Consider the following 13,684-nt stretch of genomic DNA (forward strand, 5'->3'; position numbering starts at 1 on the left):
ATGGAATATAGGAGAGGGGAGAAGCGATGAAAACACAAACGCTTACTGTAGAAAACGCATACAAAAAGTCGCCGAAAATTGCTTGGAAGGTATTTAAAAATCAGCAGTATCTATACTACATGTCTATTCCATTCGTTCTCTGGGTCTTTGTCTTTCAGTATCTGCCTCTATGGGGATGGACAATGGCCTTCCAGAAATATCGGCCCGGAGTCGGTTTCTTTGAACAAAAATGGGTAGGGCTGGAACATTTCCGTGCTTTGTTCGGGGACGAGCATTTCTACCAAGTGCTGAGGAACACGCTGGCTATGAGCTTGATGGGCATGATTGCTGGATTTATTGTACCGGTCGTTTTTGCCCTGCTGCTCAATGAGGTCCGTGTTCAGTTTATGAAGCGATTCGTTCAAACCGTCTCTTATCTGCCGCATTTTGTTTCATGGGTAGTGGCTGCAGGTATTGTCACGAAAATGCTTTCAACAGACGGTGGTATCGTGAACGATCTGCTTATGGGCTTGCACATTATTGAAGAGCCGATTCAGTTTATGGCAAAAGGGAATTTATTCTGGGGAATTGTAACTAGTGCGGATATTTGGAAGGAAACGGGATGGAGCGCCATTATTTATCTTGCTGCCATCGCTGGGATTGGTCCTGAGTTGTATGAGGCTGCACGAGTGGACGGCGCAAGCCGTATTCAGCAAATGTGGCATATTACATTGCCGGGTATCCGGCCGACAATAATCGTCCTTCTAATAATGTCCATCGGTCACCTGCTCGGCACTGGATTCGAGAAACAATTTCTGCTCGGGAATCATCTGGTCATCGATTACTCTGAGGTGCTTGATTTGTATGCGCTTAATTATGGCCTGGGGATGGGACGCTATTCCTTCGGAACAGCGATTAATATCTTCAATTCCGTGATCAGCTTGATCCTGTTGTTTGTTGCTAACGGAATATTTAAGCGCTTTACAAACGAGAGCATTATGTAAGGAGGAAGGATGACATGGGGCTTAAGGCAAAATCTGCACAGGATTTACTTTTAGAAGTGTTTGTTTATGTTTTTATGGCTGGGGTAACTGTTCTAACGATCTACCCCTTCTTAAATGTGCTGGCTATTTCTTTTAACGATTCGGTGGATACCATCAGAGGGGGAATCACGATTTGGCCGCGGGAAATCACGCTGCGAAATTATGAATTGATATTCACCTTTGGAGGTTTGATCACAGGATTCAAGATCTCCGTTTTGCGGACTATTATTGGAACCATAGCAGGCTTAATCAGCGGTTCAATGCTGGCTTTTACGCTATCGCGAAGTGAGTTTAAGGCAAGGAGATACATTTCCGCCTTCCTTGCTATTACGATGTATGTTTCCGGGGGATTGATTCCGGGATTCATCCTGATTAAGGATCTGCATTTAATTAATACGTTTGCTGTCTACATTTTACCAGGCCTTGTAAGTGCGTTTAATGTCTTTGTAATAAGGTCTTTCATTGACGGGCTGCCATTTGCGCTCCAAGAATCAGCTAAGTTAGACGGCGCCAACGACTTTACAATCTATTGGCGGGTTATACTTCCTCTCTGCAAACCGGCGTTAGCAACCGTAGCGCTCTTCCTGGCAGTAGGACAATGGAATTCTTGGTTCGATACTTATCTGTTTAATGGTTCCAACGAATCCTTAACAACCCTTCAATACGAGTTAATGAAAATCTTGCAAAGCACGACTACCAGTGCAACGAATTCCCAGGATGCTGCCAATATGGCCCAGCGCTTGTCACAGGTTTCACCAGAATCCGTGAAAATGGCCATTACGATCATTGTTACGGTGCCCATTCTTGTTGTATATCCTTTTCTGCAAAGATATTTTGTTAAAGGTATGACATTAGGTGCCGTAAAGAGTTAATTTTTCTCCGGTGTGTCCAGGCATTGCCTGTATTCATACAAACATATCTATTTTTATTATTAAGGGGAGGTTACGTTTCATGGAGGTAAAAAAGAAAAGGACAATCGTTTCTTCCATTCTAGCGCTATCTTTAATGGCAACGCTTGTTGGGTGCAGTGGAAATGATAGTTCTTCCACGACTGAAGGAACAAAAGCAGAAGGAAACTCAACGTCTGGGATGGAACCCATCACGCTTACTTATTTTTCGGAAGACCCTAGCACGAACTGGAATAACATGCAGGATGAAGTAGGTAAGATTATTACAGAAAAAACTGGTGTAACATTGGATGCTGAGTTTGCCGTTGGTGATCCGGTACAAAAAATTTCCCTGATTGCAGCAACGGGAGATTATCCTGATTTGATCGCTGCAAAGGCGGATGTTGGTAAACTTGTCGAGGCTGGAGCTGTTCTCGATCTGACGGACTTGATTGACAAGTACGCACCAAACATCAAAAAGATGCTGGGAGATAAACTTGTTCGGACAAAGTTCAGCCTGGACGATCAAGCCATCTATGCTATACCGACTTGGTCTTCGGTCGATGAGAAGAAAATTAAAGCCGATGGAGGATTTGAACTCCAACATCGCGTCGTCAAGGAAGCGGGTTACCCTGAAATTCGTACGGTAAAAGATTTTGAGAAAGCCATTCAGGATTATTTAACCAAGCATCCGACAGATGAAAATGGCAACAAAAATATCGGGTTTTCCCTGAATGCTGATGATTGGCATATGTACCAGGTAACCAACTCGGGCTTCCAGACGACCGGAGGACCAGATGACGGTGAATACTTCATCGATCAGAAGACTTACCAAGCGACTTATCATTTCCGCCGTCCGGAAGAAAAAGAATACTTCCGTTGGCTGAATCACATGAACGACGTTGGCCTGCTCGATCCGGAAAGCTTCGTGCAGAAGACGGATCAGTTTAAGGCGAAAGTAGCTTCCGGCCGAATTCTTGGTCTAGCCGATCCGGAATGGGATTATGGCGACGGACAAAACGCTCTTAAGACTGCGGGCAAATTCGATCAAACCTATGGTCATTATCCGGTTACGTTGAGTAAGGAGTACAAGGATACCAGTTTCTGGCCTGCTGGCTTTGACGGAGGGTATGGGATTTCAATCTCTAGCAAGACTAAGGATCCAGTACGGGCTATTAAGTTTCTCGATTATCTAGCTTCAGAAGAGGGACAAATCCTGAATAACTGGGGAATTGAAGGAGAGCATTATTCCTTAGAAAACGGGAAACGGACAATTGCGCCGGAAATACAAGAACAGATGAACAAAGATGGCGCAGCGTTCCAAAAGAAATCGGGTGTTGGACTTTACTGGAATTTGATGGTACATTACGGCGATGACATCAAGGATTCAACTGGAAATTATTTTACTCGCAATTACCCAGAGATGCTCACTGCGAATTATAGCGAACCAGAAAAAGAAGCTCTGAAAGCCTATAATATTGACCATTGGAAAGACCTGTTCCCTAAAGAAGAAGAATTCCAACCGAGAGCATACGGAGCGGCATACACGATGTCCCTTCCAAATGACGACCCAGCTATTATCCTGGGGACTAAGATGAAGGATATTACGTGGAAGCGTATTCCTGAAGCGGTCATGTCCAAGCCAGAAGATTTTGACAAGATTTGGGATGCCTATATGGCGGAGCTCGAGAAGGCAGGCGTTAAAGAAATGGAAGACTCTTATACGAAGCATATCCAAAACCGGATCAAGCTGTGGTCTTCCAAGTAATTTAATTTGTTTGAAAAGTTAAGGGCCGTTCTCCATCCCAGCGGAGGGGGAACGGCTCTTCTTTTTTATGCACTGCTTGATACCGAATCTATACCTAATGAGGAAGTGACCTATGGATAATCCGAATATCGCTGCTATGGCACCTTGCAATCCGAATGCTATCAACGAAGTCAAAGCAGTACTACAGTACTTAAGCGGAATTGCTGGCAAAGCTATTATTACCGGTCAACATACGCAAACCAATGTGCAAAAGGAACTCCTGTACATCGAAAAGGTTACGGGGAAGCTTCCTGCACTTTGTGGCTTTGAGCTGTTAAGTTATTCGCCGAATATTAATTATGAGAACAGCAGTGCAGAGTGCCTGCTTGAGATTGATGAGAACCGAAACACGCTTGACCGGGCTTGGGAATGGGCAGACCGAAAAGGCTTGATCACCTTCACCTGGCATTGGTTCTCTCCTTTTGGAAGCTGGGATAAGGGGTTCTATTCGAATAATACAACATTTGACGCCTCCAAGGCTGTAATAGAAGGAACGGAGGAGTATAAGGCGTTGATTTCCGATATGGATCATATGGCCGATATCTTGAAACCATTTTGCGAGAAGAGGATTCCGATTCTGTGGAGACCCTTCCATGAAGCCGAGGGGGAATGGTTCTGGTGGGGTCACAAAGGGCCGGAGTTTGCTAAGCAGTTATACCGCATTATGTATGACCGATATACACGCGTTCATGCTCTGAATAATCTGATCTGGGTCTGGAACTCACCTTTGGCGGAAGGATATGTAGGTGATGATGTGACTGATGTGATATCAAGAGACCTGTACCCTCCCAAGCATACGCATACGGATTTGCAGCCCGAATATGAAGAGCTCGTGCGCATAACCTCAGAACCGAAGTTAGTTGCATTAGGAGAGATTGGGGTGCTGCCGGGCATAAATCAACTCTCATTAACTAGAATCCCGTGGGTTTGGTACATGACCTGGTCAAATGATTTCGGATCGACTGCAGAGTGGACTTCCGAGGAGGAACTACTCCAGGCGTATCATCATGAATATGCGATTACACTCGAGAAATTACCCGTATTGTATTAATCCAGCTTAAGTACTAAACAGGCCGTCTCCGATTTACCGGAGACGGCCGATTTTCTTATAATTTCATATTATGCAAGCTACATTATTTCTTTGCGTTGTGTGGTACAGTCACGTCTACGGTTGCTTTTGTCCGGTTGCCGGCATAATCGGACGCTTCATAGGTCATCGTGTAGACTCTTCCCGATCCCTTGCCCGAACGCTCGGCCCTGAGCTGGATAGAAGTATCAGCTGTCCCTATATTCGCGTTCTGGATATCGCCTGGCTTATCTCCATCTCCTAAGCCATTATCCGGTTCATTGCTTGTTACAGAGATTAGCTTTATTCCGGCCACTCCGGATCCGGTATCCGCAGCGTTTAATTTCAACTCGATAGGGACCAATGCGTGATTGGGTATTGCGAGCATGGTAGTACTGGCTGAAACGGTCAAAGATGGAGCGGTCTTGTCTATGTTAGAGACCGTTGCTGTTGCCGTGCCGGGGTTGCCATCCTCATCCACAAAGGTGAAGATAAACTCGCCATTCTTATGAAATGTATATCGATTGGATCCTCCGTTGTTCTCAATAGTGACGGGTTTGTTTGTGGCGAGCGTGGCTATTACATCCTTACTCGTTGGAACGGTTTGACTGTACGAGATAGTTGCTTTTAGCGGGATAGGCCCAATATAGTTCAATTCTGCATAATCCACGTCGATCCAACCCCAGCTTTTGCCAACGGTTAATGAGTGGCTGCCAGCTTTAAGCTCGTATTCACCAACTACACCATCCGTCCATGATTGGCTGTTACTAAAAATATAGTCCGCCAGCTTTGCTCCATTCAGTATCACGGGGTTAGTCTTATCGCCTTGTGCTTTGTATCGTAAAGACAATTGATACGTTCCACTGACAGGCACGTTCAAAGGTACAACCAAGTTGTCGCCTTCGTTATCGAATCCCGTTACATAACCGTCACCTGAATACCCGCCATTTTCCGTAGACACATTTAGTCCTGTTAAGGTGCCTTTCTCTGCTTCGAATTTAAAGGAAGTATATAAGTTATGCGGGAGTTCATCTCGTGTGATAACGTATTCGCTGTTAAACACTTTTTGAATATGGTCAAGAGAGTTATACTGTCCATTGCGAATGAAATCACCTGTCCACGTACTGAAGTAGAGCCAATGTGCTGAATAAGCTTGAAGCTGCTCTGGATCGGGTATAGGACCGTTTTCGGGCAAAGCGACCAGCTTCTTATCTTGCACGAGATTCACTAAGCTGTCGTATTTGGCGATGTTTGGTCCGTAATTGCCTGCCTGGTTATAGATGTCTACGCTAGCGATATCTACAACATCGTCCCCTGGATACCACTCCGGATTCTCGGAGTTCCACAACCAGATCAGGTTGTTCAGGTGATGATAATTGGTAAGACGGTCGTACATGAGCCGATACAACTGTTTTGTTGGTTCAGGTCCTTTTGCACCCCACCAGAACCATCCTCCTTCAGCCTCGTGCAGCGGCCTCCATAGTACGGGTATGTGCTCATCTTGAAGTCGTTTCAACTGTACGGCAATCGCATCTATGTCTCTCAAAATAAGCTGATAGTCTTCTGACTCAGGATGTTCAAGCGCATATTGAACGTTAAATGATGTAGCGTCCGTATAAAATCCACTCCACCATTCTTTCCCCGGAATATCGTACAGCCCTTTAGGGGCATTCCAGTGCCATACGAATGAGACAATGCCACCTTCTTTGGCCCATTGAATCGCCTTGTCTACCTCCGTAGAAGCGGTGCCATGTTCAACACGGGAAGGGGAGTAATCCATCATGTCCGTAGAGACGATGGCCGGATATTTACCGGTCTGGTCTTTAATCCACTGCGCATCCTCCAGGGTTTGTTGACCGGAAAGAATATTTTTCCCGTAATGATTGACCAGGTAATTCATAAGCGCCTTGGTCTCCACGGTCGCATTAGGGTTGACCAGCTTGTCCTCGACATTATGCTGCTCCCGGGCACCTGTTGACGAGACCTTGATATAATCGATATTATACCAGCCCCAGCCGGGATTAAACTGAATCGTATTGTTTCCGGCATTGAGCAGGGCTTTACCACCTGATACCTCGGTATAAGCTGCAGATGCCGGAAGGGATATTTCGTTTGTCTGGCCGTTGATCCCTAACTGGGTTTTTTTGTCCCCATTGGGAGAACTGTAACCGATTGCAAGATCGTAAAGTCCGCTAGTGGCTGCGTTATAGGTTAACGTTAACGATCCCGAGCTTTTAAAGGATGCATAACCTGTACCGGAATAACCCGTGCCAGCCGTGTCGATGCTTACGTCACCGGTCATAAGTCCGTCTTCGGCTTCCATTTTGTCGCTCGCAACGGGCGGGAGAGCAGATTCAATCTTCACGTATTCGATTCCGTAATAACCCCAGCCTCGGTTAAAGGTAATTTCATTTGCACCAGCGTTCAGCATAATTTTGCTTACCATCTTCTCGTTTGTCACTTTTCCTGCAGGCGGGGTATCCAGAGTAATACTGCCGACACCACTCCCATTAACTTCGATGCCGGTCTCCTTGGAGCCATAGCTCTCCGGAATGTAATATCCAAGTGTTAGCTTATAGAGACCTGCTTCCGCCGTATTTATTTTAAATGCGGCTGTTCCAACAGGCTGGCTTGAGCTCGGGTCTTCGTTAAAAAAGAAAGAGATATAGCCATCCCCATCATAAATCGTATCCTTGTCTTGAGGATCTGTAAGTTTTTGTACTCCATAGCCATTAAGAACGGCATCCTTGTAGCTGACGACCAACGAAGTAACGCCAGGCAAATCGGTAGAAGAAGCCGAGACCGGATTTAACTCCATCGATAATAATAAACTTAGGAATAGGACCAAACTGAGAAAGCTGGATAACCATCTTTTACACGAAACTGTCACATAATTCACCCCTTGAAATAGATGCTGCCGTCAAGTATTTGAGCGGCGCAGTATGCGAGTAAACGCTTTCAAACCTGTCTAAAATAATCGAATACAGTGATGAATTTAATGCCTACATGAATGCGCTTTCTTAAATTGCAATAATAAATCTCATGTCCCTCCCTTCTCTTAATGTTCATCATAAATCAGTGGAGAGACGAGGCAAATACAACGAATTTCGGAGAAAATCATTCGCAAATTATAGATTCCAGGATCCATTGATGATGTCGTGTATCGGCTATAAAATGGGGCTATAACCGTAATAAAGCTTTAATTTAATTTTGTTGCAAATGCAACAAAATTAAATTAATATTGGATAATGAAGATAGCTAGTAAGAGTTATGATGGAGTTGAATATATGAAGGAAATCCTGCGTGAAATTGGAATGATTGCCAGGGCGTTAGATTCTATAAGCAATATAGAGTTTAAAGAATTTGACCTTACAAAAGGACAATACTTATACCTTGTCCGTATATGTGAAAACCCTGGAATCATTCAAGAAAAGCTGGCCGAAATGATTAAGGTAGACCGTACAACCGCAGCTCGCGCTATTCAAAAGATTGAGCTTAATGGCTTTATTGAAAAGAAAGATGATGAATATAACAAAAAAATAAAAAAACTCTTCCCAACAAAGAAAGGGGAGACGGTGTTTTCTTTTATTAAAAGAGAAAATGACCACTCTAATGGTGTTGCATTAGCGGGGTTTTCCGAGAGCGAAGAAGAAACCATTTTTCATCTTCTTCAAAGAGTAAGAAAAAATATTGAAATTGACTGGGAATTTGTTAAGAAGGGGAACAAGAGGGATTATTGATTTTATATAAGGAGCTCGATATAAAAATGACTGTAATAATAAAAGAATGTACTCGTGAAGATCTGCGGCAACTCCAACAAATAAGTGTTGAAACATTCAACGATACCTTTAAAGATCAGAATTCACCCGAGAATATGAAAGCCTATTTGGAAAAAGCCTTTAACACTAAACAGCTGGAGAAGGAGTTATCAAATATCTCTTCTGAATTCTATTTCATTCTTTTCAATGAAGAACTTGCTGGCTATTTGAAGGTGAATAGGAACGATGCTCAATGTGAAAAGATGGGTGATGAGTCACTCGAAATAGAGAGGATTTATATAAGCAGCAAATATCAGAGGAAAGGGCTTGGCAAAAATCTCTTTAATAAAGCAATGGAAATAGCCATTAGACAAAACAAAAAGAAGATCTGGCTAGGCGTTTGGGAAAAGAATGTAGATGCTATTAATTTTTATAAGAAAATGGGGTTTGTTCAAACGGGAGCTCACTCCTTTTATATGGGAGATGAAGAACAAATAGATTTTATTATGACCAAGACGTTCATAGAGCCTTAGTAAAGGTATTTGGATGAATTATCCTTGGATTTCAGTCCGGTAACGTTGGTTGAGAACAACAAAATGGCAGCTGATCCGAATGATCAGCTGCCATTTTTGTTGAGCCTTAGTGGTTTTGCGGTTTTGTCGGGACTAAATATGGTGTCAGGACGGAATGTTCATAGCGGTCTGAATGTTTTTCAGATCGAGCTGAATTTGCTCTGAAATATGGTAGGGATGGTATAGGCCCCGCTGCATCATGTAGGTTGTTATCTTTTCATGGGAATCTATGGCCTCGTCGAGCTGTTTCATCAACATTTGCTTGATTTCGGGTGTGGTACATTCGGTCACGGCCATGGCGTAGTTTCTGACACTACTCTTGGCGTTCATAAAAAAATCCATTGCGATCACGTCGTCGATCATCGTATGAAGCCCTGTCATGTGTTCTAATATTATGTTCATGTTTTTATCTCCTATTGGGTTACTTTAGACAGCACTCCACCGAGCTCCTGAAGCTGCTGCTGTGATAATTGCACATCTTGCTGCAAAATTTGTATGAGTTCCGGGTCGGTTACCAGAGCTTGCATGGTTTTGGCTTTAGTTACGCAAACCGTCTTAAACGCAGCTATTTCATGAACCTCCAGCATCTCATGCAAAGCGAAATTGGAATTCATTCGGATTGTCCTCCCGTGTATCTATCCATATTCAAGGCTTTAAGATGACTTTAATGCAATCGTCCGTTTTCGTATCAAACACTTCATAGCCACGCTTGGCTTCGCTGAGCGGAATGACGTGTGTCACAATGTCTCCAGGGTCCACTTTACCCGACGTAACCAACTCGTACATATACGGCATGTAGTGAATGACGGGAGCTTGTCCGGAACGGATATTCACATTGCGCTGCATGATGTCGCCAAGCGGGAATCCGTTATAGCGTCCACCGTATACTCCAGTGACTTGGATGGTGCCGCCTTTGCGGACAGCCTGAGAGGCAATGATAAACGCGCTCATGGTGCCTCCTTGCAGTTTCAAACCGCTGGCTAGAAATTCGAGATCGCTCATCTTGCCGTCCATTCCTACCGCATCAATTACAACATCGGCGCCACCTTTTGTCATTTCCTTGAGATTGTTGCCGATATTCTTATTATGTTCGAAGTTTACGATTTCTACATTGTTGGTTCGCTTTGCATGCTGTAAGCGGTAATCGACATAGTCGACGGCGATGACCCGCTTTGCTCCCTTCAACCAGCAGAATTTCTGAGCCAGAAGTCCGACTGGACCACAGCCGAGTACGATGACCGTATCTCCATTCTTGACACCTGCGTTATCTACGCTCCAGAAAGCCGTGGTCATCGCATCCGCAATTAAACTTAGCTTTTCGTCCGGCTGTTCGCAGTTTTCGGGAATCTTGAAGTGGGTGAAATTTGCGAACGGGACTCGTAAATACTCGGCTTGTCCGCCAGGATATCCGCCGGTTGTTCCGGAATAGCCGAAATATGCGCCCATGTCCCCGTGTTCGTTTGAATTGTCACACTGGCTTTCCAGCTGATTTTTGCAAAAAAAGCATTCTCCGCATGCGATGTTAAACGGGATGATCACACGGTCGCCTTTCTTTACCTTTGTCACACCAGGGCCTACCTCTTCTACGATCCCCATCGGTTCATGCCCGATGACATAGTTCTCCTGAAGGTTAGGGATCATTCCATGAATAAGATGTAGGTCGGAACCGCAAATAGCGGTACTGGTGATCTTTATGATCATATCATCCGGCTTCTCAATCTTCGGATCCGGTACCTCTTTGACAACTACATTTTTAATCCCTTGATACGTTACTGCCTTCATGCGTAATGTCCTCCGATATGTTCATCTGGGGTCCGATCAAACATCCCTTTACGCGACGTATCATCCGGAAACAAATTCATCTTCCCGATCATCACCGTATTTTTCGCAGAAAGCTGATCAAGTTGATACTGTTCATTCAGCTCGTAAGGATGGAACCATTTTTTGCGAATCATGAGCTCTGTGATTTCTTGGTGCAATGCGATCCCTTGCTTAAGATGCTTGCGCAGCAGCGTTCTTACATCCGGAGAAGCCGTTTCCGTCAAGGCGATGGACAAATTTCGCACACCTTCCTTGGCACGAATAAGGAAGTCCATTGCAAAAGTCATATCTGCCATTTCCGGCATATTTAACGAGTTAATTGGGTCTAAATAATCGGTATTCATTTGCTTTGCGTTCCCTTCAATGTGTTATAGGTGTAGGGCTATTAGGAACAGGCGCTTGGAAAGGAGCTCTTGCGTAAATGGCTTGCAGCTCGGTGATCTGTTGTGTGGATTGAATGACATCTTTCTGCATTAGCGCTTTTAGCTCTTGATCAAATACTAAGCCTTGCATAAGTTTTGACTTAGCGAGGCAGAGTGTTTTAAAGTTTAACGCTTCATGCAGTTCCAACGATTCGTGCGGTGCTAGCGTTGGCGTATTCATTGAAAAATCATCAACTCCTTTTTTCATAACGTTAGATTTTCCGACATATCGAATCTTATACTAAAATGGTTTGCCGGTAATGTTATATGCAGTTGCAGGAATATAAACAAAATCTCAACCGCATACTTATTTCTGTTTAAAGTAATGTTTATTGCTCAAGAGAGGAGGACTCGCTTTGCCCAATGAAGACAAAATTGATTTAGCCACTGAAAATGCAAGAAAGCCGGCAGAAGGTGCACTAAACTCGAATGGCAATGCGCTGGAGCAGCATGCATCTAACGCGGTTTCAGAGGCGAAAACCGCTTTAAATCAGGCGATAAGCTCGATAAGTGAATATAGTGCAGCTCCAAATTCACAAACTTTGGAGACGGCCCGTCAGCAATTGACCCAAGCAGAGGAATTTTTAGATCAAGCACAAACTTCAGCAAACGCATTAAGTCTCCCGGACCAACAATAGAACGTGTCGAGCGGGGACGTTCGTAGGAACAAGTAACGGAGATTCACTCAGAAAGCTTCGGTTAGTGCCGAAGCTTTTTTTGTTTTTGAGAGGTTTTGGACATTTCAATACGTAGTCTCTTTTGAACACCTGCTTCATTTTAGGTTTCCATATATTGATTTTGAAGCTAAGCTTCGGTAGAGAAAGTTAAGCGCCAGGCATTAGAAAAAGTTTTAAACATATATAGGTAATATCTAGTTTGTTGGGGAGGATATCAAAAAACTTATGCTACCTATGGAAAAATACTTCGGTAATTTAGAACTCGTTTACACTTTTTATGGGGCTATGCCTACAGGCGTTAGTGTATCAGAAACCGGACGTATCTTCATTTGCTTTCCGAAGTGGGGAGATGACGTTAGATTTACGGTAGCGGAAATTGTCGAGGGTCGGTTGCAGCCTTACCCAAATTTAGAAACGAATTTGATAAACCCTTTGAATGTTACTATGTCCTTCATTAGTGTCCAAAGTGTAATTGCTGACGGAAGAGGAACCCTGTGGGTATTGGATACGGCAGCACCAAATTTTTCTGAGCCTATTAAAGGAGGGGCAAAATTAGTAGCTGTAGATTTAAAAACAAATACAATAAGAAAAGTATATACGTTTGCAGAAGATGTGGTCTTGCCAACAACGTATCTGAATGACGTCCGATTTGATTTTCGTGTTGGTAAATCAGGTTACGCCTATATAACGGATTCTTCTTCAAAAGGTCCAGGCGCTATTATAGTCGTCGATTTAGATAATGGAAATGCGTTTAGACGGTTAAATGGAGCAAATTCAACTTCACCCGATCCGTTTTTTTTACCGAAAGTGGAAGGTGAAATTTTGATGAATCGAAACACAGATGGTTCGACGTCTCCCTTTCGATTGGCCTCTGATGGTCTAGCGATTTCCCCAGATGGTAAAATTATATTTTTTTGTCCACTAACCAGTCGTCATCTATATTCAATCTCAGCAGAAGCACTAAGAGACAAAACGATACCGGATTTCGAATTAAGTTCTCATGTAAAGTATTGGGGCGAAAAAGGTGCGTCCGATGGATTGATAACCGATGCAAAAGGAAACGTTTACGCTGGAGATTATGAAAACGATAGTATTCGAAAGATATTGCCGAATGGAATAATGGAAACCATCGCACATGATCCGAGAATTTTATGGCCGGATACTTTTTCTATTGGTCCGGATCAATACTTATATGTTATTGTGAACCAACTACATCGGCAGGCAAGATTTCACTATGGAAAAGATCTGCGTCAAAAACCTTATAGTTTACTTCGTCTTAAAATCGATGAATTACCTGCTCCTACCTTTTGATATTCACTTTACAAAAGTTGGTTGCCGCTCTGCAGACTGTTTAACTCCCTCGGTACAATGCAGTTTCTCAGAATGCCAGCTTATTCGAAATCTCCCCAATTTTAGAAGAAGGATGTACCTTCACAAATTCAGCAAACGAGTGTATGAGGGAAGACATTCCCATATTACTTCGGGAAATTATGAATTAATATTGATAAATTGTGTGGCGTTAGATAGCGGTCAACTGCTGAAATATTAAATTTAATTGATAGTGATAGCACACCGAAAATGAAAACTATTAATATGAGTGTTAAGTTTTTTGAGTGATAAAATATCAGAAGGATTATCCGCAGAAATTATAA

At 43.5% G+C, this 13,684-nt stretch carries 14 protein-coding genes; 8 read left to right on the forward strand and 6 right to left on the reverse strand.

Going from position 1 to position 13,684, the window contains the following annotated elements; all coding sequences use genetic code 11:
• Window positions 1-26 precede the first annotated feature (26 nt).
• From FHS17_RS09030 to FHS17_RS09045, 4 genes are all read left to right on the forward strand, one after another.
• A complete protein-coding gene (locus FHS17_RS09030; protein ID WP_167278049.1) occupies window positions 27-983 on the forward strand; it encodes an ABC transporter permease in 957 nt (318 codons plus the stop codon).
• Window positions 984-997: 14 nt separating this feature from the next.
• Entirely contained in the window at window positions 998-1,894 is an 897-nt protein-coding gene (locus tag FHS17_RS09035) for a carbohydrate ABC transporter permease (RefSeq protein ID WP_167278050.1), read from the forward strand.
• Window positions 1,895-1,973: 79 nt separating this feature from the next.
• A complete protein-coding gene (locus tag FHS17_RS09040) occupies window positions 1,974-3,677 on the forward strand; it encodes an ABC transporter substrate-binding protein (protein WP_167278051.1) in 1,704 nt (567 codons plus the stop codon).
• A 112-nt stretch (window positions 3,678-3,789) separates the two neighbouring features.
• Window positions 3,790-4,767 carry a glycosyl hydrolase gene (locus FHS17_RS09045; protein WP_208420269.1) on the forward strand — a complete coding sequence of 326 codons (978 nt, stop codon included), beginning with the start codon at window positions 3,790-3,792 and terminating at the stop codon, window positions 4,765-4,767.
• A gap of 82 nt (window positions 4,768-4,849) precedes the next feature.
• Here FHS17_RS09045 and FHS17_RS09050 read toward each other — a convergent pair whose 3' ends face one another.
• Window positions 4,850-7,672, reverse strand: coding sequence for a glycosyl hydrolase (locus FHS17_RS09050; protein WP_341805806.1), 2,823 nt, complete (start codon window positions 7,670-7,672; stop codon window positions 4,850-4,852).
• A gap of 397 nt (window positions 7,673-8,069) precedes the next feature.
• Between FHS17_RS09050 and FHS17_RS09055 the strand changes: the two genes are divergently transcribed.
• A complete protein-coding gene (locus tag FHS17_RS09055) occupies window positions 8,070-8,522 on the forward strand; it encodes a MarR family winged helix-turn-helix transcriptional regulator (RefSeq protein WP_167278052.1) in 453 nt (150 codons plus the stop codon).
• Window positions 8,523-8,548: 26 nt separating this feature from the next.
• Window positions 8,549-9,073: a spermidine/spermine N(1)-acetyltransferase gene (gene paiA, locus FHS17_RS09060; RefSeq protein ID WP_167278053.1), complete on the forward strand. Its 525-nt coding sequence runs from the start codon at window positions 8,549-8,551 to the stop codon at window positions 9,071-9,073.
• A gap of 144 nt (window positions 9,074-9,217) precedes the next feature.
• Here paiA and FHS17_RS09065 read toward each other — a convergent pair whose 3' ends face one another.
• From FHS17_RS09065 to FHS17_RS09085, 5 genes are read right to left on the reverse strand one after another with little or no spacing between them, the layout of a single operon-like run.
• A complete protein-coding gene (locus FHS17_RS09065) occupies window positions 9,218-9,514 on the reverse strand; it encodes a spore coat protein (RefSeq protein WP_167278054.1) in 297 nt (98 codons plus the stop codon).
• An 11-nt stretch (window positions 9,515-9,525) separates the two neighbouring features.
• Window positions 9,526-9,726, reverse strand: a complete 201-nt coding sequence (locus FHS17_RS09070) for a hypothetical protein (protein WP_167278055.1) — start codon at window positions 9,724-9,726, stop codon at window positions 9,526-9,528.
• A 31-nt stretch (window positions 9,727-9,757) separates the two neighbouring features.
• Window positions 9,758-10,894 (reverse strand): zinc-dependent alcohol dehydrogenase, encoded by a 1,137-nt coding sequence (locus tag FHS17_RS09075; RefSeq protein WP_167278056.1) that lies wholly within the window; start codon window positions 10,892-10,894, stop codon window positions 9,758-9,760.
• Window positions 10,891-11,277 carry a spore coat protein gene (locus FHS17_RS09080; RefSeq protein ID WP_167278057.1) on the reverse strand — a complete coding sequence of 129 codons (387 nt, stop codon included), beginning with the start codon at window positions 11,275-11,277 and terminating at the stop codon, window positions 10,891-10,893. The genes FHS17_RS09075 and FHS17_RS09080 overlap by 4 nt, the downstream gene beginning before the upstream one ends.
• A gap of 16 nt (window positions 11,278-11,293) precedes the next feature.
• A complete protein-coding gene (locus FHS17_RS09085) occupies window positions 11,294-11,536 on the reverse strand; it encodes a spore gernimation protein GerQ (protein ID WP_167278212.1) in 243 nt (80 codons plus the stop codon).
• 175 nt (window positions 11,537-11,711) lie between these two features.
• On the opposite strand from FHS17_RS09085, the gene FHS17_RS09090 reads away from it, so the two are divergent.
• Window positions 11,712-11,993 carry a hypothetical protein gene (locus tag FHS17_RS09090; protein ID WP_167278058.1) on the forward strand — a complete coding sequence of 94 codons (282 nt, stop codon included), beginning with the start codon at window positions 11,712-11,714 and terminating at the stop codon, window positions 11,991-11,993.
• Window positions 11,994-12,257: 264 nt separating this feature from the next.
• Window positions 12,258-13,343, forward strand: coding sequence for an L-dopachrome tautomerase-related protein (locus FHS17_RS09095; RefSeq protein WP_167278059.1), 1,086 nt, complete (start codon window positions 12,258-12,260; stop codon window positions 13,341-13,343).
• Window positions 13,344-13,684: the final 341 nt, after the last annotated feature.

Origin of the sequence: Paenibacillus lupini, from assembly GCF_011761355.1 — a bacterium.
GTDB classification, from domain to species: Bacteria; Bacillota; Bacilli; order Paenibacillales; family Paenibacillaceae; genus Pristimantibacillus; species Pristimantibacillus lupini.

Bases quoted from the DNA above. Each gene is read 5' to 3' on its own strand.
- FHS17_RS09030 (WP_167278049.1), top strand. From the start codon at position 27: ATGAAAACACAAACGCTTACTGTAGAAAACGCATACAAAAAGTCGCCG.
- FHS17_RS09035 (WP_167278050.1), top strand. From the start codon at position 998: ATGGGGCTTAAGGCAAAATCTGCACAGGATTTACTTTTAGAAGTGTTT.
- FHS17_RS09040 (WP_167278051.1), top strand. From the start codon at position 1,974: ATGGAGGTAAAAAAGAAAAGGACAATCGTTTCTTCCATTCTAGCGCTA.
- FHS17_RS09045 (WP_208420269.1), top strand. From the start codon at position 3,790: ATGGATAATCCGAATATCGCTGCTATGGCACCTTGCAATCCGAATGCT.
- FHS17_RS09055 (WP_167278052.1), top strand. From the start codon at position 8,070: ATGAAGGAAATCCTGCGTGAAATTGGAATGATTGCCAGGGCGTTAGAT.
- paiA (WP_167278053.1), top strand. From the start codon at position 8,549: ATGACTGTAATAATAAAAGAATGTACTCGTGAAGATCTGCGGCAACTC.
- FHS17_RS09065 (WP_167278054.1), bottom strand. From the start codon at position 9,514: ATGAACATAATATTAGAACACATGACAGGGCTTCATACGATGATCGAC.
- FHS17_RS09070 (WP_167278055.1), bottom strand. From the start codon at position 9,726: ATGAATTCCAATTTCGCTTTGCATGAGATGCTGGAGGTTCATGAAATA.
- FHS17_RS09075 (WP_167278056.1), bottom strand. From the start codon at position 10,894: ATGAAGGCAGTAACGTATCAAGGGATTAAAAATGTAGTTGTCAAAGAG.
- FHS17_RS09080 (WP_167278057.1), bottom strand. From the start codon at position 11,277: ATGAATACCGATTATTTAGACCCAATTAACTCGTTAAATATGCCGGAA.
- FHS17_RS09085 (WP_167278212.1), bottom strand. From the start codon at position 11,536: ATGAATACGCCAACGCTAGCACCGCACGAATCGTTGGAACTGCATGAA.
- FHS17_RS09095 (WP_167278059.1), top strand. From the start codon at position 12,258: ATGCTACCTATGGAAAAATACTTCGGTAATTTAGAACTCGTTTACACT.